The organism is Streptomyces sp. NPDC093586, from assembly GCF_044764905.1.
Lineage (GTDB): Bacteria > Actinomycetota > Actinomycetes > Streptomycetales > Streptomycetaceae > Streptomyces.
The window spans coordinates 45,635-72,480 of record NZ_JBIWJA010000019.1 but is presented as its reverse complement, the minus strand read 5'-3'; the positions used below and the strand labels follow the sequence as shown (position 1 = coordinate 72,480).

Genomic DNA, 26,846 nt, shown 5'->3' with positions numbered 1-26,846 from the left:
GCCGCCGCGCTGTGTCCGGCCTGCGAGGATGCGGAGCAGGAGGGGGCCTGGCGGCACCCGTGGGACTTCTCTGGGACTTTGCACCCGCGCCGGGGCCCGGCCGACCGCGGTCCCGGCCTGACACCGTCCGGCCCGAAGCCGGGCGGAGATCGCGTCAATGGCGGCCCGTGCCGTGCCCCGTGCGCCCGCACGGGGCACGGGGCACGCTTGAGACGGAGGCACATCGCGGACCTTGCAGCCTCGGGGAGCGCGAAGCACAGCTTCGCCCGCACCATCTGGACCTGCCACCGGATGTGGAGGCCTTCCTTTTCGAAGGCGTTCTGCACGAGGGCCTGCGCGACGACCCGCCCTGTCACCTCGACCAGGACCTGCTCCTCCAGCCGTGGTCGGCGAAGGCGGTCCGTCCCACCCGCTCATCGTCGGCCGATCCGGCCCACGAGGTCGTCGGTCAACGGGTACGGCCGTTCAGCGGGAAGAAGCCCCCGGGCCGCGTCTTCGTCACCTGCGACGACCGCCGCGTGCACCTCATGGGCGAGTGGCGTCACGTCCCGGATCGACGTGACCCAGTCGTCCACGTACCGGTCCACCGCCTCGCCCGACAGCCCGATCTGGATGGCACGACGGGGCAACGGATTCAGCCCGAGGTCACGCTCGGGGTCCCACTGGACCCGGACGGGACTGGTCCGCAGCGCTTCCCGCCAAGCGGCTTCGGTGTCGAAGCGGGTGCGGTCGAAATGGCTGAGGCAGGCGTTCGCGAGAGCCCACTCGAAGCCCTCTCTCGTGATCTCGATGGCGAGGACCCGCTCCTGATCGGGCCTGGTCGCCCAACCGCAGCGGTACATCATCCAGAGGAACGACGGCTTGATCCACGTCATGCGCGCCCGTTTGAACGGATCGACGAAGGTGCCTGCCCGGAGGGCGGGCACGGCGATCCGGTCCCCGTACGCCTGGTAGACGGTGATGACCTCGTCGTCGAAGACCGCACGGACCTGGCGCGAGGGCGTCGTGTCGCTCATGCGGACTGTTCCTGCGCCCAGGAGTCGGACTTGGTCACCACCGGATCGGCGACGGAGTCCGCGCCACAGGTGTACAGGAGCCAGCGCAGTTCCTCCCAGGAGAAGAACGGCTCCCCCCACGTGTCCAGCCACAGATTCAGCCGCCCACCGCCGTCGGCGGAGCGCGTGAGGTCCCAGAACGCCCAGCCCCTCGCCTCCAGTTCGGGGTCGAAGCGGGAAAGCCAGTCCTGGATCTCCCAGGGCCCGTCACCGGTCCGCCCGGTGTAACGCGCCCGGCCGTCGACGGCGAACGAATCGGCGGCGGCACCGCCCACGCAGACCTGGACGAACCAGTCGGGAAGGGTGTCCACGCGCACCTCGTCCTCGTCGAAGTCCACGTGCGCGGCAAGGGCGAACACCGCTGCGAAGACCTCGCGCAACCTGCCGGCGTACGCCTCGGGATCGCCGTTCGGATTCACCGCGACATGGACGAGGACAGGGGTGTCGGGGTCGCTTTCGGGCCGTCCGGAAACCCGAGCGAGTTCTCGCTCCACACCCTCGATCCCGTGCAGCACGTTTCCTACTTCCACTCGAAATCCTGAACAATTTCACCAGGCCCGGGAATGATGACTCTGCGCATTTCGTCGATCACCTCTCCGGGCAGTCCGTAGAGGTCAGGCCCCATCGTGGGGTCCGATATCTCCGGGTAATACTTCTTCAGCCGCTTCCACTCCTGTTGGGTGAAGCCCAGCCCTTCCGGCTGTTTCTGCGGCACCGCATTGTGCCGTACCTCTTCGACGAAGCCCTTCGGCACCTCGAACGACACGATCTGGCCGCCGTCACCACGGAATTCAACAGCGTGCTTGATGTCGCCGCTCATGTTGACATAGAGCTGATTGTTTCCGGTGATGGTGACGTTTCCGTTTTCGTCCACGTGCCCACGCTGGCTGAGCGGATGCCGGGTCTGCTTCCGGTAGACAGTGACGGTGCACTCGTCCGGAGCCAGACCCAGGTGGTCGGACCAGGTGAGCGGATTGCGCACGTACGCCGTGGGGTTGGGCGCCGGGGCGAGGCCCCGTGGATCGGGCGTCAGGCACCGGGCGCTCCCGGGATCGTAGGTGCGGAAGACGTTGTGGCGCAGCCCTGATTCCGGGTCGAAGTACTGGCCCGGAAAGCGCAGCGGGGTGCAGGCGGTCGCATCGCTGTTCCAGGTCGTCTGCCCACACACCGTCGCACGGGTCCACCAGGCGACGGCGCCGCGCTCGTCGACGAGCGCGGTGGGTGCCCCCACCAGGTCCGTCACGATCGTGAAGAAACGACTGTCGATCTCTTCCTGGGACGTGGAGAGGAGACGTTCCGTCCGTACCACAGGGTGCAGATCCCGGTGGTCCCAGGTGAGGGCGACCGAGCCGGACCTCCCCCGGGAGACCGTGGTCTGCTCGCACAGTGCCGAGCCCTCCCAGGTGAAGGTGGTCTCCTCGTCGACCTCGCCGTCCACGGTCAGCCGGCGTTTGGCGAGGCGACGCCCCAACGCGTCGTACAGGTACCGCCAGGACGTGCCGTCGGGTGTGGTCAGTCCGATCAGCCGGTCCTCGGCGTCCCAGGTGAAGCGCCATGTGTCCGGCTTGCGGGACAACCGAGTCCTCTGACGCGGCGTCACGCGCCCCTGGGCGTCGTGCTCGTAGCGCGGTCCTCCCGCCGAGACCAGCCTGTTCCGCCCTGTTCCGCCCTGTTCCGCCCTGTTCCGCTGGTACGTGCGACGTCCGGTGGCCACCGCGGCGTCGGGCTGGAAGTCCGGCCACATGGCCTCGGTCTGGTTCCCGGCACCGTCGCAGGCGTACTTCTCCTCCCAGCCGGACGCGGTCACGGCGGTGATCCGTCCCACCGTGTCCAGGGTGAAGTCGTAGCGTCCGTCGCCCGTTTCCAACGCCGCCAGGTGACCGTCCGAGCGGTAGTGATAGCCGCGCCGTCAGACGGTCGAAGGCGCCGTACTCGTACACCGTCCGCCCGCCGTCGGGGGTGGTGTGGGTGAGCACGTTCCCTTCACCGTCGTAGGTCCACTCGTGTTCGCCGCCGTCGGAATCCGTGCGGCGCAGCAGGCGTCCCTCCGTGCTCCAGGTCAGGCGGGTGGCCCGGCCGAGCGGATCGGTGACGGAGACGGGTCGGCCGAAGGCGTCGTACGTGTGGCGGGTGACACCATCGGATGGGGCGACGGACTCCACGGGGAGGCCCGCGGCGTTGCACCGTATCAAGGTGGTGCGGCCCGCCGGATCGGTCGTCGAAGCCACGTGGCCGCGGGCGTCGTAGGTGAACCGGAGCGTGCCGGACGGGCCGGTCTCCGATGTGAGGTTGCCCCGCTCGTCGTACTCCCGCCGGACTCTCGTCCCGTCCGGACGAGTCACCAGGACGGGGAGCCCGAGAAGGTCGTACTCCACGGTGGTGCGCCGGCCGTCCGGGCGCGTGACCGAGGTGACCCGGCCGTGCCCGTCGCACTCGACCGCGGTCGTCCGCCCCAGCGGATCGACCCGGCGGACCAGCCGGTTGAACCTGTCCCGCTCGAAGTACGTCGCCGCACCGTTCGCATCGGTCTCGGCGACGACGTGCGCCCGGGCATCGACGGCGTAACGCCGCACGTGCCCGAGGCCGTTCACGACGGTGGTCGTCCCCGGCTCGTACCGGAAACGGGAGTCGACGTGCCCCTCGCTCCCGGACCGACCGACGCGGCGGTCCTGATCGTCGTAGGTGTAGTCGAAGCGGTGGCCGTTCGTGTCGGTCCACGAGACGATGCGCGCCCTGTCGTCGTATCCGAAACGCAGCGGCTTCCCGGAGGAATCGACGACTTCGGTGAGGTCGCCTTCGTCGTACCCGTCGCCGGGGTTGGATGGGGGGATGCGAAGATCCACGGTTTGGACTCGCGGGTGGGGGACGGCGGCGCTGATATGCGCCGCGGCGGTGGTCCTGCTTCCCGTCGTACGGTTCACGGCTGCGGCGCCGCGTGTCGACATGATGGCCGCGATGACGCTGGCGCTCGTGTGCGGTCTGGGGTGGGTGGAAGCCTCGCGCCGGGCGCCCCCGCCGGAGCCGGGCCCGCCCGCGCCCGGGCTCGACGAGGAACTCCCGCCGATCCCCTCGGCGCTCCCCCGCCCCTTCCCCGTCCCGCTCGGCCCGGCCTTCGCCCTCGTGCTCGCCGCCACCGCCATCGCCTCGGCGTCCCTCGTGGGGCTGCGGCCGGACGGCACCCAGGGCGAGGCGCTCGACGCGATCCAGCGCGCGCAGCCGCGGGTGTCGACGGGGACCGTCGTCCAGGTCGGCGACCGGGAGCCCACCGGCGTCGGCAAGGGCAAGCGGGGCGCCTACCACTACGCCGATCTGCGCGTCGAACTGGCCGACGGCACGGTGCTCGCCGTGGACCGCGGGATCGTCGGCTCGTCGCCGGAGGAGGGAAGGGACGTCCGGGTCCTCCACGCCCCCGGTCGCCCCGAGCTGGGCGGCTGGGTGGACGACGGTGTGGACCTGTCGTCGTACCTCTCGCCCTGGTACGTGCCGCTGGAGGGCGGGACGCTGATGCCGTTCGCGGTTCTCCTGCTCGTGGCGTGCTGGGCGGCCGTCGGCTTCGTGAACTCGGAGCGGGTCTCCGAGCACGGTCCGCGCAGGCTGCTGGCCGAGGACGCGGCGGCGGGGCAGGTGAACGCCGCGTATGTGGAGTGGCTGACCGCGGTCCACGACGCCCGCACCACGCTCGGCGACCGGGCCGGCAGCACCAAGGTGGTCGACAGGGTCTGGCTGAGCGCCGCGGTCGACGGTGACACCGCGGTCGAACTCTGTGTCGACCGCGCCGAGATCCTCCCCCTGACGACGGAGTTCGGCGAGGGGACAGGCCGGCTGGTCTGGGCCCGGCGCTGGACCATGGCGGACGGGAAGAGCATGGTCCCGGCGGTCTTCGTCGCACCTGACGGCCGGACCTTCGCCTGCTCCGTCCCCCGCTCCGGCATCCGCCGCCTGACCGACGCCGCCAGGGTGACGCAGGAGGCGACCACCCCCGGCGCGGCGACCCGGCCCTGGAGAGGTGTCTGCCGCACCTCCCCCGGCATCCGGCTCACGGTCGTCGGGCTGTACGCGGCGGTCGGGGCGTCCCTGCTCCCGGCGCTGACCGGGAACGCCGGCCACCTCACCGGCTATCTCCCGCTCGCCCTCACGCCCGTCGCCGCCGTGCTGACGGCCGTACTCGTGTCCCGCGCATGGCGCCGCACCCTGCCGCTTCCGGGCTGGGACCGGCGGACGAGCCGGGACGCACGCGTGCGCACGTGACAGCACGACCGGTGGCCGGCCGACGAGCGGGCCACCACAGCGGCGGAGCATCCGCCTGCCGGCTCCGGCCCGGATCCGGCAGGCCGAGAACCACGGAACGAAGGAGGGCCGACTGTCCCACAGCACAGCACGACGTGCGGCTCATCAGCCACCGAGAGTCCCCCTGCACGTCATGATGCTCGGCGTCCCCCTGACCGACGCGACAGGCGCGCGCTGACACCAGAACAGCGGTGAGGGCCCGGCCGGCGCGCGCCGGCCGGGCCCTCACCGCATGCCGCACTCCCCGATCGGTGCGAATGGGGCGACACCACCGTGACGCAGGAGCGAATCCTGCTGCTGCGGTCAGTGGACGGCGTAGACCGCCACTCCCGTGCCGCGGAGAAAACCGCCGGTCATCATCAGGGGGACCACCGCCGCTCCGCCGATGTGCAGGAAGTCGGGCAGGCACCGCGCCGGTGCCCCCCTCAGGGCCAGGCAGCAGGGGGTGTACAGCCAGCGAGGGCATTGATCCCCAGGACCCGAAAGGAGATGCCGGCCAGCGCACCCGTCCACACGATCCACACGATCCACAGCAGCAGTGCCTGCCGGTCAGGGGGCAGGAGCACGGCCAAAGGGGTACAGGCTCCGGCGATGATCAGAAAAATGTCGGCGTGGTCGAGGCGACGCAGAACGGCCTCGACCAGCGGCCCTCAGGTGCCCGGGTGGTAGCCGGCGCTCGTCCCGGACAGCAGCCAGGCGGTCACGGAGTACACGGTGCGCGCCAGGACCGAAGCCTTCCTCGGCCTCGCCACCTGCCTGATCGCCCACCGCCACGTCCAGCGCCTTCGTCAGGACCTCCGACAGTCCGTGGATCACCTCCGCAGACTCTCGGGTAACGTCAAAAGCATGAGTCATCCGCATCCTGAACTGAAAGCCGCCCCTCCGCTGCCCGAAGGAGGGCTGAGGGTCGTCGCCCTGGGCGGTCTGGGTGAGATCGGGCGCAACATGACCGTCTTCGAGCACGCCGGCAAGCTGCTCGTCGTCGACTGCGGCGTGCTGTTCCCCGAAGAGACTCAGCCCGGCGTGGACGTGATCCTGCCGGACTTCACGTCGATCCGCGATCGCCTGGACGACATCGTGGCCGTGGTGCTCACCCACGGCCACGAGGACCACATCGGCGGCGTGCCGTATCTGCTGCGAGAGCGCTCCGACATCCCCGTCGTGGGCTCGAAGCTGACACTGGCGTTCCTGGAGGCCAAGCTCAAGGAGCACGGCATCAGACCACGCACGGTGCGGGTCCGTGAGGGAGACCGGCGCGGCTTCGGCCCCTTCGACTGCGAGTTCGTCGCGGTCAACCACTCCATCCCGGACAGTCTCGCCATCGCGATCCGCACGGGGGCCGGACTGGTGCTGCACACGGGTGACTTCAAGATGGACCAGTTCCCGCTGGACGACCGCATCACCGACCTGCGCGCCTTCGCCCGCCTCGGTGAGGAAGGCGTCGATCTCTTCCTCACCGACTCCACCAACGCCGAGGTCCCCGGCTTCACCACCTCCGAGCGCGAACTGAATCCGGCGATCGAGCAGGTCATGCGTACCGCCCCGCGCCGGGTGATCGTCTCCAGCTTCGCCAGTCATGTGCATCGCATCCAGCAGGTCCTGGACGCCGCGCACCAGCACGGCCGGAAGGTCGCCTTCGTGGGCCGCTCCATGGTCCGCAACATGGGCATCGCCCGCGACCTCGGTTACCTGAAGGTTCCCCGCGGCCTGGTCGTCAGTACCAAGGAACTGGAGAAGCTCCCCGACCACAAGATCGCCCTCGTGTGTACCGGATCCCAGGGCGAGCCGATGGCGGCGCTGTCCCGGATGGCCAACCGCGACCATGTGATCCGCATCGGCAAGGACGACACCGTCCTGCTCGCCAGCTCCCTGATCCCCGGCAACGAGAACGCCATCTACCGGGTGATCAACGGGCTGACCCGGTGGGGCGCCCATGTCGTCCACAAGGGCAACGCCAAGGTGCACGTCTCCGGGCACGCCAGCGCCGGTGAACTCGTGTACTGCTACAACATCGTCAAGCCCCGCAATGTCATGCCGGTGCACGGCGAATGGCGCCACCTGCGGGCCAACGCCGACCTTGCCATCCGTACGGGGGTCGATCCCGAGCGGGTGGTCATCGCCGAGGACGGCGTGGTCGTCGACCTCGTGGACGGGCGCGCGTCGATCACCGGCAAGGTGCCCGCGGGCAATGTCTACGTGGACGGCATGGAGGTCGGCGGGGCCACCGAGGCGTCCCTGAAGGACCGCGTCACCCTCGCGGAGGAAGGCGTGGTCACCGTGGTGGTGATCGTCGACGCCGACACGGGCGCCCTCACCGAGCCGCCCGACTTCCTGGCCCGCGGGTTCGTCCACGACGACACCACCTTCGAACCGGTCGTCCCTGTCATCGAGAAGACTCTGGCGACCGCGGCCCAGGAAGGGGTCGGCGATGCGCACCAACTGGAGCAGCTCATCGCCCGCGCCGTGGCGAACTGGGCATTCCGGACGTACCGCCGCCAGCCCCTCATCATCCCCGTCATCATCGACGCCTGATCGCCGCCCCCTCCCCCACTCGGCTCGCCTGCAGGAGAGCACACGCTTACGGGACGCCGCAGTGCGCGCGGTGCCGAGTGGTCGTCAGGTGCTCCGGCGGCTCCAGGTGCCGGACCGAGTTCACACGATGGCCGGTGCGCCGCTCACCCTTCCGGCCTGCCCCGCAGCTGCCGTGCGGGCACGATGAAGGAGTCCCGTTGGTCCTGGAGGACCGTTCCCTCACTTGGTGGCGGGTGTCCACGGCGTGTCCGCCGTAAAACGCTTCCGGAACACCGTTCCGGGACTGGTGAGGGCTGCCGCGACCGCCTCTGCCGGGACCTTGTCGTTCATGGCCCGCCTGGGGACCTTGCGGTAGCCGCAGGATCGGAGGAGATCCGTGGCCGAAGTCCAGCTGTCGGCGGCCACCACCACCTCGTCCAGCGCGTCACATGCGTTGGACGCGTCGACCAGGGCCGCGTACGCGACGACGAGACCCGCGACTCGTTCCTTGGCGGTCATGCCCCCCATAGCCGCTCCCCCTCGGTGTAGATGGTGGGCCGCACGATACAGCTACGCCACCCGCACCCCTGCGTCTGCAACCGCGAGGATGGCCGCACACACCTCGCAGACCATCCGCCGCCCGTCCCGGCCGCGCCTGCCGACGACCGGCCTGTTGCCGTTCCCGTGGGGGCGTACGGAAGCGCGGGAAGACATGCGGTGTTCAAGGCCCCGCACGAGGAAGCCCGCCCGACGCGGGAGCAGTTCGCACCGCTCGTCCGGGGCTCGAAGGGCACGGGAAGGCCTCGCGACCGCACGTCCGGCAGAGGTGCCGGATCCACGCGGTGGCGGACGGTCACGGCGCGTCCCCCGGACGGCTGGCCGGCTTCCGGCTTCCGGGGGACGACGCGTGACCTGCGCGGGCTTCGGCCGTTGACGTGATCAGGGCGTTGTTCCGGCCCGACCGAGCATCCGCGTTCCTCTTGAGGAGGCACCCCCACCATGACCGTTCGTCACATCTGTCGGCGCGCCGCCGTCGTCGCCGCCATGCTGTCCGTCCCCCTGCTGACCGTACAGGCGCCCGCGCACGCGGTGGATCTGCCCCCCTCGTGCCTGTCGGCCATCACCGGGGTCCAGGACAAGTTCCCCGTCCAGCAGTTCACGGTCCCCGACAAGGTCAAGACCACCCTGCTGAACGAGCTGGGCGCGCTGAGCGAGACCGACCAGGAAGCGTTCACGGACCGTGCGTGCACGGCGTGGAACGACTGGGCCACCGCCAACGGGGCGGAGGTCGCACGGTACCTGGACACCACCTACCAGAACACCGACGGCCTGGTGTGCAGGAAGTTCACCACCGCGGCGATGGGAGCGTTCAAGAAGTACGCGCCCACCCTCCCGGCGGAGACCCGGGGCGCGGAGACCGTGGTCAAGAAGGTCTGGAAGAACTCCATGCAGAAGCTCTCCACCGAGGCGACCAACGCCACCTGCCAGCAGTCCTACGACAGCGCGAAGGCCGCCTGGTAACGCGGGCTCCCGGCGGCAGGGGAGCGGGGCGCTCGTCCCGCTCCCCTGCCGCCGGGCAGAGGCCGGCCGGGCCGCAGGACCGCGGCCCGGCCGGTGCGTCGTCGCCCGGCGGCCTCCTCAGGTGAGGCCCCTTGTGTCTGATGATCCCGCTCTCGCACCGGTCGGCCTCCTCGCGGCCCTGGAGCCGGTCGTGGCGCGGCTGCTCGACCGCCACCTCGATGCCGCCAAGCCCTGGTTCCCGCACACCCACACCCCCTGGAGCGAGGCCACCGACTACGACGGCCCGCTGGACGGCGAGCCCTGGCGGGAGGGGCAGTCCGTGATGTCCGCGGCCGTGCGGGACTCCTTCACCGTCGGTCTGCTGACGGAGGACAACCTTCCCAGCCACCACTTCGGGATCGCGACGCTCTTCGGCCGGGACGGCGCCCCCGCGGTGTGACCGTGACCCACCACCGTCGGCCCGGTCCACCCGCCCCGGACCCTGTCCGGCGGCGTCTACGGCTCGCGGGACGGGCGCAGCGCTTCCCGCGGGTCCCGGGCGATGCCGCGGACGACGTCGGGCCACTGGTCGTCATGCAGAAGTGCCGGCCGGGATAGACGCGTGTGCGGAAATAGCCAACGGAACGCGCAGGGTAGTCACCGCTGGTCGCGTTCACCCTCGGGAGTGAGGACCGCGGAGCCGGGCCCGGGTCCGCGGTCCTTGCCCGGGCGGCCGTCCGGCGGGAACCGCCGCCGCCCCTTCCCTCCCCTCCCCGCATCACTCGTTCGGGTCACGGCGGCCGCCCGCCCCGGGACGCGGTACGCCTTGCGCCGCCCGGTCGAGCGAGGTGTCCGGGCGGCCTGCGGGCGGTCGCGGTGACCGGAACGCCCCGACCCGTCCGTGATAGCCAAAGGGCCTTCGGCAGCGCGGGTGAGGGAGGCGTCGATGCGCCGCATCGGAACGATCGTGGTGCGGTACCGCTTCGCGGTGATGTCCGTGTGGCTGGTGCTGGTCGTGGCGAGTCTCGCCGTGCTGTCCGTCCTCCCCCGGGCCCTGCAGCCGCCGGACATCACGGTCGACCGGTCGGCCTCGGCCGCCGCAGCGGACCTGGTCGCCGACCGGTTCCCCGACGTCGGCACGCGGCAGGTGATGCTGGCGTTCGCCTCCCGCACGCTGTCGGCCGACGATCCGGTGTACGGGCGCACCACGCAGGCCGTCACCGCCGCGATGACGAAGCAGCCGCGGGTGGGGGCCGCCCTGCCGGTGCCCCGCACCGAGCGGCAGGACCCCCGCCACGCGTACGTGATGCTCGGCCTCCTCGGCGGCACGGACACCGCCCGGCAGGTGCTGCCGGAACTGGCCGACCGAGCCCGGGAGATCGCCCGCGACCGCTCGGACGGCGCGGTGTCGGTCGCCCTCGTCGGTCTGGATCCCGTCCTGGCGGAACTGGCCCGTGCCACCACCCGGGACGTGGAGTCCGCCGAGGTGTTCACGGTTCCCGCGGCCGCCCTGCTGCTGGCGGTGGGTCTCGGCTCCCTGGGAGCCGCCGCCCTGGTGCTGCTGCTCGCCGGGAGCGCGATCGTCCTCAGCCTCGGCATCCTGACGCTGACCGGTCTGTCCCGGGGCGTGGACGCGACCGCGGTGGCCGTGGTCGCCACCGTCGGACTCGGTGTCGGTCTGGACTACGCACTGCTGCTGTCGCTGCGTCACCGCCGGCGTCGGGCCACCGGGCTGCCGCCCGGCCGGGCCGCCGAACAGGCCACCGCCACCGCCGGTGCCACGGTCCTCCTGGCGGGCACGGCCGTCGTCGCGACCGCCACAGGTCTGCTGCTGACGGACATCGCCTACATGCGGACCCTGGCGCTCGCCGCGGTGCTGGCCGCGTCGACCGCGACCCTCGCCGCGCTCACCCTGATGCCGGCGCTGCTCGCCTCCTGCGACCGGGTCCTGGACTGGGCTCCGATGCCCTGGAAGCGGCCGGGACGGCGCCGCCCGAAGCCCGGCCCCCGTGCCTGGGCGCGCTGGACCGAGCACCTGATGCGGCACCCCGCCCGCTACGCCACCGCCGCGACGCTGCTCCTCCTGCTGGCCGCGCTCCCCGCGCTCGGACTGCGCACGGCGCTGCACTTCGACCGGTCCGTACTCGCCGGCACCGCCGCCGGCGACGGACTGGCCAGGATGGAGGCCGACCGGATCGCGAGCCTCACCCTGGTCGTCCTGCCCCACCCGGTGGGCGCCGGGTCCGTCGACACCCAGGCGCTGTCCGACGCGCTGGACGAGGACCGCCGGGTCTCCCTGGCGGCTCCGATCGACAACGGCCGCGACCTGACCCTGCTGCTGATCGGCGAGGCGCAGGCGCCGGACTCCGCGGCAGCGGCCGCTCTCCAGCAGCGGCTGCGCGAGGACCTGGCACCGCGTCTGCTGCCCGCCGGTCAGCCCGTGCGGTTCGCCGGGCCGTCCGCGACCGTGTACGACCTGGCCGTCGCGGCCGGTGACCGGGTGTGGTGGGTGCTGGCGGTGATCAGCTGCGGCACGTTCGTCCTGACCTTCCTGGTCTTCCGTTCGGTGCTCGTCCCGCTCAAGGCGATCGCGATGAACCTGCTCTGCGTGGGAGCCGCCTTCGGGGTGCTCACCCTGGTCACCCCGGTGCTGGGTTACTCCGCCGTCAGCCCCCTGCTGCCCCTGATCGTCCTCAGTCTGGTGTTCGGCCTGTCGATGGACTACGAGGTCTTCCTCGTCCACCGCATCGCCGAGCGCCACCGGGCCCACGGCGACAACTCGGCGGCCGTGCTGTACGGCCTGCGCCGCACCGCCCTTCCCATCAGCCTGGCCGCGGGCGTGCTCGTCGTGAGCCTCACCGGGCTGCTCAGCACCCACCGTCAGGACCTGCGCCAGCTCGGTTTCGTGGTGATGACCGCCGTCGTGCTCGACGCCACCGTCGTCCGGATGGTGCTGGCGCCCGCCCTGATGCGGCTCATGGGCCGGGCCAACTGGTGGCTGCCCGCCCGGCTCGGGCGTCTGCTGCCCGCCCGGAGCGGCGAGGTGCGCCTTCCCGCACAGGCCGTCGCCGACCCCGCGGGCGACCGTCCTCGAGTGTGCCCCGCGGGCGATGCCCCAGGGCGGCGAGAAGGCAGTGCGCGTCGAGGACGGAGCGGTCGTGGCGGCGCGTGAGCCGACCGTCGCGGTCGCCCCTCGGGGCAGGACGCGACGGGAAACTTCCCAGTGGGCCGGTCTGGCCCCGGCGGTGGCGGTCGGCGGCCCGGTCCGCCGGTCCCGCGACGCTGGAGCACCTGGTGAAGCCGCTCGTCCAGCGCCGGGCTCCTGGGCCGTGTCCCACGCGGTGGCGGCCGTCGTGGGGAGGCGGGCCCGCGCCCGTTTGCGGATGGCCGAAACGGGTGCGGGCCCGCCCCCGGACCAGACGGGCGTCAGCCCCGGACCAGTTTGATGTCCTGTTCGTTCAGGGCGTGGAAGCTCGGCAGCGAGACGATGCCGACCGGGCGCAGTTCCATCAGGGTGGCGCCGACGTGGGCCGTGCCGGGCCGCAGGGCGCGGTAGGGCCTGCCGATGTTGGTCCAGCGGTGCTGGTGGCCGTCGCACACCGCGAGGGTGCCTCCGATGCCGTACTCGACGGTTCTGTCGCCCTGGCTCACGGACGAGCTGACGTACACCGGACCGGTGCCGCCGGAGCAGCGGTAGGTTCCGGAGAGGGTGATGGTGCCGTCCGCGGCGATGCGGCCGGTGGAGTCGACGGTCACCGTCTCGGCGGCGTCGGCCTTCGCGGTCGCGGTGGGGGCGGCCAGCAGGATCAGGGCGGCGCCGGCGGCCGCGGCGAGGGCGGCGGGGCGTAGGGACATGGGAGACCTCCCGGTCGGTCGGAATGAGGGATTCCACTGGTACCGGGCGGGCAACCCGAAGAGAGTGACCCTCACCCCTTCGGTGGCGAGTCCGCGTCGGCCGTCGTGGAACGGTCGCCGTGTCGTCCGGGTGTTGTCACGCTTGGCCGCTGTCCCTTGGCGGCGACTGCCGACGGGGCGCACGGTCGGTCTGTACGGGCGGTCCCACCTCCGGGACGGCCCTCACGACGTGGAGGTGCGCCATGTGTTCCCACCGGCCTTCCTGCCCTGGGGCCGACTCCCCCGCCGCGCACGTCGTCGCCGCCCACCCCGAGCAGGGGTGGAACCTGCTGTGCGACGGCGGCATCGTCTTCGACGACACCGGTGAGCTGCGGCCCGACGGCCGCGCCGTCGGGCCGCACCGGGTGCCCGCCGAGGGTGCGGCGACGGCCGCCTGACCGTCGCGGGCGTCGTCCTCAGGGTTTCTCGGCGATGAACTCCCTCAGCAGGGAGGTGAGGAGTTCCGGCTGGTCCTCGGCGATCAGCGTCCGGCTGTCCTCGACCTCCACCAGCCTGCCCTGCGGGAGGATCTCGGCCAGACGGCGGCCGTGGTCGCGGGGCATCATCAGGTCCTCGAGGGCCCAGACGACCAGTGCGGGCCGGTCGAAGCGCCGCAGCCCCTGGGCGGCCTCCAGCAGTTCGCCGCGCCGGACGTGGGTGTTGTAGTGCCGGAAGTCGCGGCGGATCGCCGGGTCGGTGCGCAGGGGGCGCAGCCAGCCGTCGACGATCGCGTCCGGCACGGGGCGTCTGGTGAGCGCGCCGATCCCGACGGGCAGGCGGCGCAGGGGCTTCAGGCCCAGGGTGCGGACCAGCAGGGGCACGCCGCCGGGCACGCGGCAGGCGAGGCCGATCAGCTTGCCGGGCAGTCCCGGCGGGTAGTTGTCGAAGGCCTCGCACGAGATCAGCACGAGCCGGGCGAGGCGCTCGGGATGCCGGGCCGCCACCGTCTGGGCCCGGCCGCAGTCGCTCTCGACCAGGGTGACGTCGGTCAGGTCGAGGCGGTCGAGGAACTCGGCGATCAGTTCGTTGACGAGGTCCGGCGTGGGCGGGCGGGACAGGGGCCTGCGGTGGGAGCCGTAGGGCAGGGTCGGTGCGATCACCCGGTGGTCGGCACGCAGGCCGGCGGTGACCTCGCGCCAGACGGAGGCGTCGTGGACCAGGCCGTGGAGGAGGACGACGACCGGTCCCTCGCCGCCCGTGTCCTCGTACTCGAGGGTTCCCGCGCTCAGTTCGATGTCCGGCATACCCGAACTCTAGGTCCGGGCAGGGGGCTTACGGCAGTACGGCGAAACCGTCCAGTTCCACCAGCGCCCGTTCGTCCCACAGGCGTACGACCTCCACGACCGCCATCGCCGGGTAGTCGCGGCCGGCGAGCCGGCGCCAGGTGCGGCCGAGGCCGGCGGCGTGGCGGCGGTAGTCGGCGACGTCGGTGGCGTAGACGGTGACGCGGGCCAGGTCCGCGGGGGTGCCGCCGGCGGCGCGCAGGGCGGTGAGGAGGTTGGTGAGGGCCTTCTCGAACTGTTCGGGGAGGGTGTCGCCGGTGATCTTCCCGTCGGTGTCCAGCGCGGTCTGGCCGGCCAGGAGGACGACGCGGGTGCCGGTGGCGACGACGGCGTGGGAGAAGCCGGTGGGCGGGGAGAGGTCGGGCGGGTTCACGCGTTCGGCGGTCATGCTCCGGCCTCCCCGGTCGTGTCCTGTGTGCGGTACAGCTCCTTGGCGATGATGTCGCGCTGCACCTCGCTCGCGCCCTCGTAGACGCGGGGGGCGCGGACCTCGCGGTAGAGGTGTTCGAGGAGGTGGCCGCGTTGCAGGGCGCGGGCGCCGTGCAGCTGGACGGCCTTGTCGACGACGTACTGGGCGGTCTCGGTGGCGAGGAGCTTCGCCATCGCGGCGCGCCGCGGCACGTCCGGCGCGTTCTCGTCGTACGCCGTCGCCGCCGCGTACACCATGAGGCGGGCCGCCTCGGTGCGCAGGGCCATCTCGGCGACCTGGTGGGAGACGGTCTGGAGGTCGCGGAGTCTGCCGCCGAAGGCCTCGCGGGCCGAGGTGTGGGCCAGGGTGGCGTCCAGGGCGGCGCGGGCCATGCCGACGGCGAAGGCGCCGACGCTGGGGCGGAACAGGTTGAGGGTGCCCATGGCGACGCGGAAGCCGCGGTCCGGCTCGCCGAGCACGTCGGCGGCGGTGACGGGCACGGCGTCGAAGGCCAGGGCGCCGATGGGGTGCGGCGAGAGCATGTCGAGGGGGGTGCCGGTGAGGCCGGGACGGTCGGCCGGTACCAGGAAGGCGGTGACGCCGCGGGCGCCGGCGCCGGGGGTGGTGCGGGCGAAGACGGTGTAGAAGTCGGCCTCGGGGGCGTTGGAGATCCAGCACTTCTCGCCGGTGAGCCGCCAGGCGGAACGTCCGTCGGGTTCCGCGGCCAGGGTGGGGGCGGCGGTGTCGTCCGGCCGGGCGTCGCTCCGCGAGCCGCCGCGGCTTCGCACGGAGGCGCCCTGCGCCCCGGCCACGCCCGTGGCGTCCCGCGGTCCTGCCGACCCGGCGCCGTCCGCGACACCCCGCTCCCCGGCCGGCCCGGTCCCGCCCGCCGCGTTCCACGTCCCCGTCGGCTCCGCCCTCAATGTCAGGGCCGCCGCGTCCGAGCCCGCCGCGGGCTCGCTGAGTGCGAAGGCGGCCACCGCGGTGCCGTCGCTCACGCGGGGCAGCCAGCGGGCGCGCTGGGTCTCGGTGCCGTGGGCGTACACCGGATGGGCGCCGAGCCCCTGGAGGGCGAGCGCGGTCTCGGCCTCCGTGCAGGCGTAGGCGAGGGACTCGCGCATCAGGCACAGGTCGAGCGCGCCGGAGGTGAACAGGCGGGCCAGCAGGCCGAGGGCGCCGAGTTCGGCGACGAGGGGACGGTTGACGTGGCCCGGCTCCCCCTTGTCGGCCAAGGGGCGCAGCCGTTCGGCCGCCAGGGTGCGCAGGTGCTCGCACCAGGCGAGTTGTGCCGGTTCGAGCGAGAATGCGGTCATCGCCGGTCCCTTCCCCTGCTCCCCTGCCCACCGGGCCACATCCGAGGTTATCGCGCACCGTTGACTGCCGTCACCAACACGATACGCTCGTTGCGCGAGCCCACCACGACAAAGGGGGCGAACCGCCATGGCAGATCCGCACGCCGCAGATCCGCGCGCCGCAGATCCCCACCACCCGGCACCGCACCGGGCCGGACCGCGCCTCTCCGCCCACGTCGACACGTTCACGCGCGAGCACCTGCCGCCCCCCGACCAGTGGCCCGAACTCTGCTTCGACCTGCCGGAGCTGCGCTACCCGGCCCGGCTGAACTGCGCCGCCGAGCTGCTCACCGGCCCGCCCGACGACCGCACCGTCTTCCGCACCGCGTCCGGGGAGGTCTGGACGTACGGGCAGCTGCGGGCCCGCGTCGACCGGATCGCGCATCTGCTCACTGGCGACCTCGGTGTCGTGCCCGGCAACCGGGTGCTGCTGCGCGGCCCCACCACCCCGTGGCTGGCCGCCTGCTGGCTGGCGGTGCTGAAGGCGGGCGCGGTGGCGGTCACCGTGCTGGCGCAGCAGCGCCCGCACGAGCTGAGCACGATCTGCGGGATCGCCCGCGTGCGGCACGCCCTGTGCGACGTCCGTGCCGTCGACGATCTCGCGAAGGCGGAGGTCCCGGGCCTGCGGATCGCGACGTACGGCGGGGACGCACCCGACGACCTGCTGGTCCGCACGGAAGCCGGCGCCGCGCCGGACGTCCCGTTCCCGGCCGTGGCGACCGCGGCCGACGACGTCGCGCTGATCGCCTTCACCTCGGGCACCACCGGGCGCCCCAAGGGGTGCATGCACTTCCACCGAGACGTGCTCGCCGTCGCCGACACCTTCTCCCGGCACGTCCTGAGGCCGCGCGCGGACGACCTCTTCGCGGGCAGTCCACCGCTCGGCTTCACCTTCGGGCTCGGCGGGCTGGTGATCTTCCCGATGCGGGCCGGGGCGAGCGCGCTGCTGCTCGAACAGGCGGGCCCGAGGCAGCTGTTGCCCGCGATCGCCGAGCACCGGGTGTCGGTGCTGTTCACCGCACCGACGGCCTACCGGGCGATGCTGGACGAGGTGGACGCCTACGACGTGACGTGTCTGCGGCGCTGCGTCTCGGCGGGCGAGAACCTGCCGGCGGCCACCTGGCACTCCTGGCACGAACGCACCGGCCTGCGCATCATCAACGGTATCGGCGCCACCGAACTGCTGCACATCTTCGTCTCGGCGGCCGACGACGCCGTTCGCCCCGGCACCACGGGCGTTCCGGTGCCGGGGTGGCAGGCGCGCGTGCAGGACGAGAACGGCGTGCCCGTACCGGACGGGGAGCCCGGACTGCTGGCGGTGCGCGGCCCTGTCGGCTGCCGCTACCTCGCCGATCCGCGGCAGCGGGAGTACGTGCAGGGCGGCTGGAACGTCACCGGGGACACCTACGTCCGTGATCCCGACGGGTACTTCCGGTACGTGGCACGCGCCGACGACATGATCATCTCCGCCGGGTACAACATCGCCGGGCCGGAGGTGGAGGACGCGCTGCTGCGGCATCCGGACGTGGTGGAGGCGGCGGTGGTGGGCCGGCCCGACGCGGCGCGCGGACAGGTCGTGGTGGCCCACGCGGTGCTGAGGGACGGCGCCGAGCCGGACACCGAGGCCCTGCGCGCGCACCTCCTGTCCGAGCTGGCGCCGTACAAGTGCCCGCGGGAGATCCACTTCCGGGACGCGCTGCCGCGCACGGCGACCGGCAAGCTCCAGCGGTACCGGCTCCTGACCTCCTCCGACGTCCGGGGTGACCAGGGCTGATGCCGACGGCCTAAGATGATCAACGTGTCCGACCAGCACGCGCAGCACACCCCGAGGTCCCTGATCGTCACGCTCTACGGCGCGTACGGCCGTTTCGCGCCGGGCCCGGTGCCCGTCGCCGAGTTGATCCGGCTGCTGGCCGCGGTGGGGGTGGACGCGCCCTCCGTACGATCGTCGGTGTCGCGGCTGAAGCGGCGCGGGCTACTGCTGCCCGCCCGCACGGCGAGCGGCGCGGCCGGATACGAACTGTCCGCCGGGGCACGGCAGTTGCTGGAGGACGGGGACCGGCGCATCTACGCCACCGCGCCCTACGCCGACGAGGGCTGGGTGCTCGCCGTGTTCTCCGTGCCCGAGACGGAGCGGCAGAAACGGCACGTGCTGCGCTCCCGTCTGGCCGGTCTGGGCTTCGGCACCGCCGCCCCCGGGGTGTGGATCGCCCCGGCCCGGCTGTACGAGGAGTCCCGGCACACGCTGGGCCGCCTGGGCCTGGACGCCTACGTGGACTTCTTCCGCGGGGAGCACCTGGGCTTCTCCCCGACCGCCGAGGCGGTGGCGCGGTGGTGGGACCTGGCAGCGATCGCCGAGGCGCACGAGGCGTTCCTCGACCGCCACGCGCGCGTGCTGCACGACTGGGAGCGCCGCCCGGACACCCCGCCCGAGGAGGCGTACCGGGACTACCTCCTGGCCCTGGACTCCTGGCGCCACCTCCCCTACACCGATCCGGGCCTGCCGGCCCGGCTGCTGCCCGCCGACTGGCCCGGCACCCGCTCGGCGGCCGTCTTCCGGGCGCTGCACGAGCGACTCCGGGACGCCGGGGCCGGCTTCGTGGCCCAGGAGCCGGCCTGAGAGGAGCTCCGGCGCACCGGAGCCCACCGCCGTCGCGTGCGATGTGCGCGGCCGGGGACTACGCGTCCCGAGCGGGCCGGTCGCGCAACGCCAGCCGGGGCTTGGGGGCGTCGGTGCGCCCGGTCTGCGGGCGGCGGCTGCCCGCCCGGTACGGCGCCGGCCAGACGGCGCCCGGGCCCGCGTAGCCCTGTTCGGCCGCCGCGTGCAGCGTCCAGTGCGGGTCGTACAGGTGGGGGCGGGCGAGGGCGCACAGGTCGGCGCGTCCGGCCAGGATCAGCGAGTTGACGTCGTCCCAGGAGGAGATCGCGCCGACGGCGATCACCGGGACGCCCGCCTCGTGCCGGATGCGGTCCGCGAAGGGCGTCTGGTACGACCGCCCGAACTCCGGCCGTTCGTCGGACACGACCTGCCCGGTGGACACGTCGATGGCGTCGGCGCCGTGCGCGGCGAAGGCGCGGGCGATCTCCACGGCCTCCTCGGCGCTCGTGCCGCCCTCGGCCCAGTCGGTCGCGGAGATCCGCACGGTCATGGGCCGGTCCCCCGGCCACACGCCGCGTACGGCGTCGAAGACCTCCAGCGGGAAGCGGAGCCGTTTCTCCAGGGTGCCGCCGTAGGCGTCGGTGCGGAGGTTGGTGAGCGGGGAGAGGAAGCCGGAGAGCAGATAGCCGTGGGCGCAGTGCAGTTCGAGCAGATCGAACCCGGCGCGCGCGGCGCGCGCGGCGGCGGACGCGAACTGCTCTCTCACGTCGGTCAGTTGGGCACGGGTCAGCTCGCGCGGGGTCTGGCCGTCCGGCCGGTACGGCAGCGGGGAGGCGGCCACGAGGGGCCAGTTGCCGTCCGGGAGCGGCTCGTCCATGCCCTCCCACATCAGCCGCGTCGAGCCCTTGCGTCCGCTGTGTCCGAGCTGGACGCCGATCGCGGTGCCGGGCGCCTGGGCGTGCGCGAAGTCGGTGATCCGCCGCCATGCCTCGGCCTGCCGTCCGGTGTAGAGGCCGGCGCAGCCGGGGGTGATGCGGCCCTCCGGGCTGACGCACACCATCTCGGTCATCACCAGTCCGGCGCCGCCCAGCGCCCTGGCGCCCAGGTGGACCAGGTGGAAGTCGCCGGGGACGCCGTCGGTGGCGGAGTACATGTCCATCGGGGAGACGACGACGCGGTTGCGCAGGGTCAGGCCGCGCAGCCGGAACGGGGTGAACATCGGGGGTGTGCCGGGCGGGCAGCCGAACTCGCGCTCGACGGACTCGGTGAAGCGGGGGTCGCGCAGCCGCAGGTTGTCGTGGGTGACGCGGCGGCTGCGGGTGAGCAGGTTGAAGGCGAAGCGGCGGGGCGGCTGGTCCAGGTACCGGGCGAGGTCCTCGAACCATTCCAGGCTGGCGCGGGCCGCCCGCTGGGTGGAGGCGACGACGGGGCGCCGCTCCTCCTCGTAGGCGGCCAGGGCCTCCTTGAGCGAGGGCTGCTCGTCCAGGCAGGCGGCGAGCGCGAGGGCGTCCTCGACGGCGAGCTTGGTGCCGGAGCCGATGGAGAAGTGGGCCGTGTGGGCGGCGTCGCCGAGGAGGACGACGTTGCCGTGCGACCAGCGTTCGTTGACGACCGTGCGGAAGGTGGTCCACGCCGACTTGTTGGACCTGAGCGGCCGGCCGCCGAGGGCGTCGGCGAAGATCTCGGCGCAGCGGTCGGCGGATTCGCGCTCGCCCAGCTCGTGGAAGCCGGCCGCCCGCCACACCTCCTCGCGCATCTCGACGATGACGGTGGACGCGGATTCGTCCTGCGGCCCGGAGGGCCTCGTTGAGGGGTGGTGGTCGGGTGACGGGCGGGAGTACGGGTAGCCGTGCAGCTGCATCACGCCGTGCTCGGTCTCGGCGATCTCGAACCGGAAGGCGTCGAAGGGGAAATCGGCGGCCAGCCAGATGTAACGGCAGCGGTGGGCGGTGACGCGCGGGCGGAACACCTCCGCGTAGGCGTCCCGGGTGGTGCTGTGCACCCCGTCGGCGGCGACGACGAGGTCGTAGGCCCGCGCGAGCCGGTCCGGGTGCGGGGCCTCGGTGCGGAAGCGGAGGTCCACGCCGAGGGCGCGGCAGCGGGCGTGCAGGATCTCCAGGAGGCGGCGGCGGCCCAGGGCCGCGAAGCGGTGTCCTCCGGAGGTCTGGCGGGTGCCTCGGTGGACGATGTCGATGTCGTCCCAGCGGACGAAGTCCCTCTGGAGGGCCGCGTAGACCTCCGGGTCGGCGTGTTCGATGCCGCCGAGGGTCTCGTCGGAGAGGACGACACCGAAGCCGAAGGTGTCGTCGGGGGCGTTGCGTTCCCAGACGGTGACCTCGCGGTCGGGGGCGAGGCGTTTGAGGAGGGCGGCGGTGTAGAGGCCGCCGGGGCCTCCGCCGATGATCGCCACGCGCAGGGGGTGGCTCGTGTCCGCCGGCGGGCGCGGCGCCGTCGTGGCCGGTCGCGCCCCGCCCCGGAGCCGCTGATCGGCACCGCCCCGCGCTCCCGGGGTGGGACCGGTCCCCTCGGTCGAGAGCATTCCGCCTACCTCCCTCGCCACTTCGGCGGGCGCTTCTCCGTGAAGGCCGCGTGGAACTCCGCGTAGTCCTCGCCGGTCATCAGGAGCGCCTGGGTCGAGGCGTCCAGTTCCACCGCCGCCGCCAGGGGCATGTCCAGCTCGGCCGTCAGCAGGGCCTTGGTCTGGGCGTACGCCAGGGCCGGGCCGTCGGCGAGGCGGCGGGCGAGGGTGCGGGCGGCCTCGTCGGCGTGGCCCTCGTCGGTGAGCTCGCTGATCAGGCCGATCCGCTCGGCCTCGAGCGCCCGCACCGGTTCGCCGAGCATCAGCAGGCGGGTGGCGTGGCCGAGGCCGACGACCCGGGGCAGCAGGTAGGCGGCGCCCATGTCGCCGCCGGACAGGCCGACGCGGGTGAAGAGGAAGGCGAAGCGGGCGCTGGGGTCGGCGACGCGGAAGTCGGCCGCCAGGGCGAGGACGGCGCCCGCCCCGGCCGCGACGCCGTGCAGCGCGGCGATCACCGGGAACGGGCACTCCCGCACCGCCCGCACCACCTGGCCGGTCATCCGGTTGAAGTCCAGGAGCCGCGCGGTGTCCATGGACAGGGTGGCGCCGATGATCTCGTCGACGTCGCCGCCGGAGCAGAAGCCGCGCCCCTCGCCGGCCAGCACCAGGGCCCGTACGGACCGCTCCCGGGACAGTTCGGCGAGCAGGTCGCGCAGGTCGGCGTAGGCCTCGAAGGTCAGCGCGTTGAGCTTGTCGGGGCGGGCCAGGGTGACGGTGGCGACACCGTCGGTGAGATCGACGCGCAGGTGCCGCCAGTCGGGGGTGCGGGCGGCGGAGCCGGTGAAGGGACTCATGACGGGCGGCCTCCTGGGACGGGCACGGCATCACTGAGCGCTGCCCATCGACGCTATCACTGTTCTGTGACTGTCGTCATGAGTGCGCGATAGGCCAGGTGGGGGTGGGTTACGGACGATCGTCTTCCGTCACATCCGTCACCGGACGTCGACAACGGCGTGACAACGGGAGCACCCGGGCGAGGGCGGACGTTCCCCTGGGTGGGCCGCCCGGTGCCGAGGCCGGAGGTCCCGCGTGGTGCCCGTCGAAGGGCTCCGCCGGGCGGCGCCGTACCATTCATGAGGTTGACAGCAGGACAGGACCGCCTGCTCCAGAACGGACTCGCCGTGCACGATCACCCATCCGCCCCCGCCCTCTGGCGCCTCGCGCTGCCGCACACCACCGCGGCCGTGCCGGTGGCCCGTGCCCTGGTGCGCACGGCCCTGGCCGAGCTGGAGCACACGGCCGACAGCGACACCGCGGAGCTGCTGACGGCCGAGCTGGTCGCCAACGCCGTCGAGCACACCGGCGGCGGGGCGCCGATCGAGCTGGTGGTGGAGCTGCTGCCGACCGGCTGCCAGGTCGAGGTGCACGACCCCGATCCGCGGCCGCCGGGCGACCTCACGCACCCCGGCAAGGAGCCGCCCGACCCCTGGCAGGAGCACGGGCGCGGTCTGCTGCTGATCCGCGCCCTGAGCTCGTCCTGCGGCCACCGCCCCACCGACTCCGGCAAGGCGGTCTGGTTCAGGCTTCCTGGGGTACCCGCTCAGCGGCGTCCTCAGGAGTGAGCGCGGTCCGGGCGAGCCGGGAGTGCCGGCGCCCGTAGGCCGAGTAGACCAGCAGGCCCACCGCGAGGAAGACGGCGAACTGGAGCCAGGTCGTGGCGCCCGTCTCGTAGATCAGGTAGAGGCAGAAGCCGACGCCGAGCAGCGGCGTCACCGGGTACAGCGGGACGCGGAAGGTGCGGGCGAGGCCCGGCTCGCGGCGGCGCAGGGCGATCACCGCGACGTTGACGGCGGCCATCGTGGCCAGGGTGCCGATGGTGCACAGGTTGACCACCGCGTCCAGCGGGGCGAAGGCGGCCGGGAGCGCGAAGACGGTGCCGACGATCAGGGTGCCGGCGACGGGCGTGGCCGTGCGCGGCGAGACCTTCTCGAACACCGGCGGGACGAGTCCGTCGCGGGACATGGACAGCAGGATGCGGGTCTGGCCGTACATCACGGCGAGCACCACCGAGGCGATGGCCACGACCGCGCCGAAGGCGACGACGCCGCCGCCGATCGCCGAGCCGGTGACCCGGTCCACGACGTACGACAGCGCGGCCGGCCGGTCGCCGACCTCGGGCCCGCCGACGGCGCCGATCGCGGCGAGGGCGACCGCGCAGTACAGCAGGGTGACCAGGCCGATGCAGACGAGGATCGCGATCGGGATGTCGCGGCGCGGGTTCTTGGCCTCCTCGCCGGCGGTGGTGATGGCGTCGAAGCCGATGTACGAGAAGAAGGCGGCCGTGGTGCCGGCGCCGATGCCGCCGAGGCCGGCCGGGGAGAACGGGGTGAGGTTGCCGTCCTCGAACGCGGAGAAGCCGATGGCGCAGAAGGCGACGAGGACGGCGAGCTTGAGCACGGCCATCGCGGCGGTGGCCCGGGCGCTCTCGCGCACGCCCCGCACCAGCAGGACGCAGGCCAGGGCGATGACGATCACCGCGGGGAGGTTGACCAGGCCGCCGTCGCCGGGGCCGGCGGAGAGGGCGTGCGGCAGCCGGAGGCCGACGACGCTGTCCAGCAGCTCGTTGACGTACTGGCTCCAGCCGACCGCGACCGCGGACACCGACACGCCGTACTCCAGCAGGAGGCACCAGCCGACCAGGAAGGCCGTGCGTTCGCCGAGGCCGGCGTAGGCGAAGGAGTACGAGGAGCCGGAGACGGGGATCGCGCCGCCCAGCTCGGCGAAGGCGAACGCGGTGAAGACGCAGGTGATCGCGGCGAGCACGAAGGAGACGACGACGGCCGGGCCGGCCGCGGCGACGGAGTCGGACAGGCCGACGAAGATGCCGGTGCCGACGATGGCGCCGACGCCGAAGCAGACGAGCTGGAACAGCCCCATGGTGCGCTTGAGGCCGTGGCCTTCGCGGTCGGCGCCGGATTCGGCGACGAGGAGCGCGGGCGGTTTGATGCGGTGAGCGGGCATTGCGGGTGGTGCTCGTTTCTGGTGGTGCGGGGGCGCGACGGTGGTCGCGGGCCGGCGGCGCGGAAGGGGTGGCTCCGGGCCGCCGGTCAGCCTATCGGTGCTGCTCAGGCGAGGGTGGCGACGAGGACGGCCTTGATGGTGTGCAGCCGGTTCTCCGCCTCGTCGAAGACGACCGAGTGCGCGGACTCGAAGACCTCGTCCGTGACCTCGAGGGAGTCGAGACCGTGGGCCTCGAGGACCTCCTGGCCGACCTTGGTGCCCAGGTCGTGGAAGGCCGGCAGGCAGTGCAGGAACTTCACGTCCGGGTTGCCGGTGGCGCGCAGGACGTCCATGGTCACCGCGTACGGGGACAGCGCGGCGATCCGCTCGGCCCAGACGTCCTTGGGCTCGCCCATGGAGACCCAGACGTCCGTGGCGACGAAGTCGGCACCGCGGACGCCCTCGTCCAGGACCTCGGTGAGGGTGACGCGCGCCCCGCTGGTCTCGGCGAGCTCGCGGGCCTCCTCGACGATCTCCTGGGCGGGCCAGTAGGCCTTCGGGGCGACGATGCGCACGTCCATGCCGAGCAGGGCGCCGGTGACCAGGTAGGAGTTGCCCATGTTGAAGCGGGCGTCGCCGAGGTAGGCGAAGGAGATCTCCGTCAGGGGCTTGGTGCTGTGCTCGGTCATGGTGAGCACGTCGGCGAGCATCTGGGTGGGGTGCCAGTCGTCGGTGAGGCCGTTGTAGACGGGCACCCCGGCGTGGGCGGCCAGCTCCTCGACCTTCCGCTGGCTGTCGCCGCGGTACTCGATGCCGTCGAACATCCGCCCGAGCACGCGGGCGGTGTCCTTCACCGACTCCTTGTGGCCGATCTGCGAGCCCGACGGGTCCAGGTACGTGGTCGAGGCACCCTGGTCGGCGGCGGCGACCTCGAACGCGCAGCGGGTGCGCGTGGAGGTCTTCTCGAAGATCAGCGCGATGTTCCTGCCCCGCAGGTACGGTGTCTCGCTCCCGGCCTTCTTGGCGGCCTTCAGCTCCGCGGCCAGCTCGACCAGGCCGCGGAACTCGTCCGCGGTGAAGTCGGTCTCCTTGAGGAAGTGGCGGCCGGCGAGGGCGGTCGGGACTGTCGCCATGGGGGCGCTCCAGAGGTGCAGGTACAGGGACTCCTGGAAGTCTATACGAACTTCTGAATTTCTATACAGCCTGATCTTCTCTACACGGCCGCGCGTTCCACCGGACAGCTCATGCAGCGCGGTCCGCCCCGGCCCCGGCCCAGCTCGCTGCCCGGGATCTCGATCACCTCGATGCCCTGTTTGCGCAGGTGCGTGTTGGTGGTGGAGTTGCGTTCGTAGGCGACGACGACGCCCGGCTCGACGGCCAGGACGTTGCAGCCGTCGTCCCACTGCTCTCGCTCGGCCGCGTGGACGTCCTGCGTCGCGGTCAGGACGCGGATCTCGCCCAGTCCGAGCGCGGCGGCGATCGCGCGGTGCATGTGCTCGGGCGGATGGTCGGTGACCTTCAGCTCCTTCTCCCCCACGCCCGGCTCGATGGTGTAGGAGCGCAGCATGCCGAGCCCGGCGTACTGGGTGAAGGTGTCGCCGTCGACCATCGTCATCACGGTGTCGAGGTGCATGAAGGCCCGCCGCTTGGGCATGTCGAGGGCCACGATCGTGCGCGCGGAGCCGGCCGCGAACAGCTTGTGGGCGAGCATCTCCACGGCCTGGGGGGTGGTCCGCTCGCTCATGCCGATGAGCACGGCGCCGTTGCCGATGACCAGCACGTCCCCGCCCTCGATGGTGGAGGGGTAGTCGGCCTGCCCCTCGGACCACAGGGGGAACGTCTCGTCGCGGAAGAGCGGATGGTGCCGGTAGATCGCCTCGAAGTGGACCGTCTCGCGCTGCCGGGCGGGCCAGCGCATGGCGTTGATGGAGACGCCGTCGTAGATCCAGGCCGAGGTGTCGCGGGTGAAGAGGTGGTTGGGCAGCGGTCCGAGCAGGAAGTCGTCCAGCTCCATCACGTGGAAGCGCACGGAGGCCGGTTCCGTGTGCGCCTCCAGGAACTCCCGTTTGGTCATCCCGCCGACCAGGGCCTCGGCGAGCTCGGGGGCGGGCAGGGTCTCGAAGGCGGCCCGGAGGTGGTCCGTGGCCAGCACTCCGTACTCCTTCTCGTCGAAGACCCGGTCCAGGACGAGCCGCCGGGCCGCCGGGACCCGAAGGGTCTCGGCGAGCAGGTCGCCGAAGAGGTGCACCTCGACCCCGCGGTCGCGGAGCACGTCGGCGAACCCGTCGTGCTCGGCGCGTGCCCGGCGCACCCAGAGCACGTCGTCGAAGAGAAGGGCGTCCTTGTTGCTGGGGGTGAGCCTTTTGAGCTCGAGATCCGGCCGGTGCAGGATGACGCGGCTGAGCCGCCCGGCCTCGGAGTCGACGTGGAATCCCATG

The 26,846-nt window shown here is 72.5% G+C and carries 23 protein-coding genes and 1 pseudogene; 9 read left to right on the top strand and 15 right to left on the bottom strand.

The genetic code is table 11. The features are described from left to right. Positions 1-413: 413 nt before the first annotated feature. The 4 genes and pseudogenes from ACIRFH_RS20710 to ACIRFH_RS20695 form a co-directional block, all read right to left on the bottom strand. The gene (locus tag ACIRFH_RS20710) at positions 414-1,016 is read right to left on the bottom strand and encodes a DUF4291 domain-containing protein (RefSeq protein WP_403522631.1); all 603 of its coding nucleotides are present in this window, start codon (positions 1,014-1,016) and stop codon (positions 414-416) included. Continuing rightward, the gene (locus ACIRFH_RS20705; RefSeq protein ID WP_403522628.1) at positions 1,013-1,474 is read right to left on the bottom strand and encodes a hypothetical protein; all 462 of its coding nucleotides are present in this window, start codon (positions 1,472-1,474) and stop codon (positions 1,013-1,015) included. Before ACIRFH_RS20705 ends, ACIRFH_RS20710 begins: the two co-directional genes overlap by 4 nt. A 101-nt stretch (positions 1,475-1,575) precedes the next feature. After that, on the bottom strand, positions 1,576-2,922 hold the full coding sequence (locus tag ACIRFH_RS20700; protein ID WP_403522626.1) for an RHS repeat domain-containing protein: 1,347 nt from the start codon (positions 2,920-2,922) through the stop codon (positions 1,576-1,578). A 64-nt stretch (positions 2,923-2,986) separates the two neighbouring features. Continuing rightward, positions 2,987-4,000 (bottom strand): annotated as a pseudogene (locus tag ACIRFH_RS20695) (type IV secretion protein Rhs); the annotation flags it as partial. A 10-nt stretch (positions 4,001-4,010) separates the two neighbouring features. Between ACIRFH_RS20695 and ACIRFH_RS20690 the strand changes: the two are divergent. Further along, positions 4,011-5,303, top strand: coding sequence for a hypothetical protein (locus ACIRFH_RS20690; RefSeq protein ID WP_403522623.1), 1,293 nt, complete (start codon positions 4,011-4,013; stop codon positions 5,301-5,303). A 464-nt stretch (positions 5,304-5,767) separates the two neighbouring features. Here ACIRFH_RS20690 and ACIRFH_RS20685 read toward each other — a convergent pair whose 3' ends face one another. Next, a complete protein-coding gene (locus tag ACIRFH_RS20685) occupies positions 5,768-5,935 on the bottom strand; it encodes a hypothetical protein (RefSeq protein ID WP_403522812.1) in 168 nt (55 codons plus the stop codon). A 253-nt stretch (positions 5,936-6,188) separates the two neighbouring features. Here ACIRFH_RS20685 and ACIRFH_RS20680 point away from each other — a divergent pair, with 253 nt between their 5' ends. Next, positions 6,189-7,874: a ribonuclease J gene (locus tag ACIRFH_RS20680; RefSeq protein ID WP_403522620.1), complete on the top strand. Its 1,686-nt coding sequence runs from the start codon at positions 6,189-6,191 to the stop codon at positions 7,872-7,874. A gap of 219 nt (positions 7,875-8,093) precedes the next feature. On the opposite strand, the gene ACIRFH_RS20675 is transcribed toward ACIRFH_RS20680, so the two are convergent. Next, positions 8,094-8,381 carry a hypothetical protein gene (locus tag ACIRFH_RS20675; RefSeq protein WP_403522617.1) on the bottom strand — a complete coding sequence of 96 codons (288 nt, stop codon included), beginning with the start codon at positions 8,379-8,381 and terminating at the stop codon, positions 8,094-8,096. 471 nt (positions 8,382-8,852) lie between these two features. Here ACIRFH_RS20675 and ACIRFH_RS20670 point away from each other — a divergent pair, with 471 nt between their 5' ends. The 3 genes from ACIRFH_RS20670 to ACIRFH_RS20660 all read left to right on the top strand — a co-directional run bounded on the left by ACIRFH_RS20670 (position 8,853) and on the right by ACIRFH_RS20660 (position 12,525). Next, entirely contained in the window at positions 8,853-9,374 is a 522-nt protein-coding gene (locus tag ACIRFH_RS20670; protein WP_403522614.1) for a hypothetical protein, read from the top strand. Between the two features lie 133 nt (positions 9,375-9,507). Beyond that, the gene (locus tag ACIRFH_RS20665; RefSeq protein ID WP_403522611.1) at positions 9,508-9,813 is read left to right on the top strand and encodes an acyl-ACP desaturase; all 306 of its coding nucleotides are present in this window, start codon (positions 9,508-9,510) and stop codon (positions 9,811-9,813) included. A 486-nt stretch (positions 9,814-10,299) separates the two neighbouring features. Beyond that, positions 10,300-12,525, top strand: coding sequence for an MMPL family transporter (locus ACIRFH_RS20660; RefSeq protein ID WP_403522608.1), 2,226 nt, complete (start codon positions 10,300-10,302; stop codon positions 12,523-12,525). 254 nt (positions 12,526-12,779) lie between these two features. On the opposite strand, the gene ACIRFH_RS20655 is transcribed toward ACIRFH_RS20660, so the two are convergent. Then, positions 12,780-13,208 carry a DUF6299 family protein gene (locus tag ACIRFH_RS20655; protein WP_403522605.1) on the bottom strand — a complete coding sequence of 143 codons (429 nt, stop codon included), beginning with the start codon at positions 13,206-13,208 and terminating at the stop codon, positions 12,780-12,782. 242 nt (positions 13,209-13,450) lie between these two features. On the opposite strand from ACIRFH_RS20655, the gene ACIRFH_RS20650 reads away from it, so the two are divergent. Then, positions 13,451-13,645 carry a DUF5999 family protein gene (locus ACIRFH_RS20650; protein ID WP_403522602.1) on the top strand — a complete coding sequence of 65 codons (195 nt, stop codon included), beginning with the start codon at positions 13,451-13,453 and terminating at the stop codon, positions 13,643-13,645. Between the two features lie 18 nt (positions 13,646-13,663). On the opposite strand, the gene ACIRFH_RS20645 is transcribed toward ACIRFH_RS20650, so the two are convergent. Genes ACIRFH_RS20645 through ACIRFH_RS20635 form a run of 3 tightly spaced genes read right to left on the bottom strand, consistent with a single transcriptional unit; the run spans position 13,664 to position 16,252 of the window. Then, positions 13,664-14,491, bottom strand: coding sequence for an alpha/beta fold hydrolase (locus ACIRFH_RS20645; RefSeq protein ID WP_403522599.1), 828 nt, complete (start codon positions 14,489-14,491; stop codon positions 13,664-13,666). A 28-nt stretch (positions 14,492-14,519) separates the two neighbouring features. Continuing rightward, positions 14,520-14,918 (bottom strand): RidA family protein, encoded by a 399-nt coding sequence (locus ACIRFH_RS20640; RefSeq protein ID WP_403522596.1) that lies wholly within the window; start codon positions 14,916-14,918, stop codon positions 14,520-14,522. Next, positions 14,915-16,252: an acyl-CoA dehydrogenase family protein gene (locus ACIRFH_RS20635; RefSeq protein ID WP_403522593.1), complete on the bottom strand. Its 1,338-nt coding sequence runs from the start codon at positions 16,250-16,252 to the stop codon at positions 14,915-14,917. Before ACIRFH_RS20635 ends, ACIRFH_RS20640 begins: the two co-directional genes overlap by 4 nt. A gap of 64 nt (positions 16,253-16,316) precedes the next feature. Between ACIRFH_RS20635 and ACIRFH_RS20630 the strand changes: the two genes are divergently transcribed. Further along, positions 16,317-18,065, top strand: coding sequence for an AMP-binding protein (locus tag ACIRFH_RS20630; RefSeq protein ID WP_403522810.1), 1,749 nt, complete (start codon positions 16,317-16,319; stop codon positions 18,063-18,065). A gap of 15 nt (positions 18,066-18,080) precedes the next feature. Next, the gene (locus ACIRFH_RS20625; RefSeq protein ID WP_403522590.1) at positions 18,081-18,911 is read left to right on the top strand and encodes a PaaX family transcriptional regulator C-terminal domain-containing protein; all 831 of its coding nucleotides are present in this window, start codon (positions 18,081-18,083) and stop codon (positions 18,909-18,911) included. 58 nt (positions 18,912-18,969) lie between these two features. Here ACIRFH_RS20625 and ACIRFH_RS20620 read toward each other — a convergent pair whose 3' ends face one another. Both ACIRFH_RS20620 and ACIRFH_RS20615 read right to left on the bottom strand, forming a co-directional pair. Next, positions 18,970-21,429 carry a bifunctional salicylyl-CoA 5-hydroxylase/oxidoreductase gene (locus tag ACIRFH_RS20620; protein ID WP_403522587.1) on the bottom strand — a complete coding sequence of 820 codons (2,460 nt, stop codon included), beginning with the start codon at positions 21,427-21,429 and terminating at the stop codon, positions 18,970-18,972. A gap of 5 nt (positions 21,430-21,434) precedes the next feature. Continuing rightward, positions 21,435-22,262 carry an enoyl-CoA hydratase family protein gene (locus tag ACIRFH_RS20615; protein WP_403522584.1) on the bottom strand — a complete coding sequence of 276 codons (828 nt, stop codon included), beginning with the start codon at positions 22,260-22,262 and terminating at the stop codon, positions 21,435-21,437. Positions 22,263-22,541: 279 nt separating this feature from the next. Here ACIRFH_RS20615 and ACIRFH_RS20610 point away from each other — a divergent pair, with 279 nt between their 5' ends. Next, positions 22,542-23,030: an ATP-binding protein gene (locus tag ACIRFH_RS20610; protein ID WP_403522581.1), complete on the top strand. Its 489-nt coding sequence runs from the start codon at positions 22,542-22,544 to the stop codon at positions 23,028-23,030. On the opposite strand, the gene ACIRFH_RS20605 is transcribed toward ACIRFH_RS20610, so the two are convergent. From ACIRFH_RS20605 to ACIRFH_RS20595, 3 genes are all read right to left on the bottom strand, one after another. Further along, the gene (locus tag ACIRFH_RS20605) at positions 22,987-24,429 is read right to left on the bottom strand and encodes an amino acid permease (RefSeq protein ID WP_403522578.1); all 1,443 of its coding nucleotides are present in this window, start codon (positions 24,427-24,429) and stop codon (positions 22,987-22,989) included. The genes ACIRFH_RS20610 and ACIRFH_RS20605 overlap by 44 nt on opposite strands. 104 nt (positions 24,430-24,533) lie before the next feature. Then, positions 24,534-25,541 carry an ornithine carbamoyltransferase gene (gene argF, locus ACIRFH_RS20600; RefSeq protein ID WP_403522575.1) on the bottom strand — a complete coding sequence of 336 codons (1,008 nt, stop codon included), beginning with the start codon at positions 25,539-25,541 and terminating at the stop codon, positions 24,534-24,536. An 80-nt stretch (positions 25,542-25,621) separates the two neighbouring features. Beyond that, complete coding sequence (locus tag ACIRFH_RS20595) at positions 25,622-26,845, bottom strand: arginine deiminase (RefSeq protein WP_403522572.1); 1,224 nt, start codon at positions 26,843-26,845, stop codon at positions 25,622-25,624. Position 26,846 lies beyond the last annotated feature (1 nt).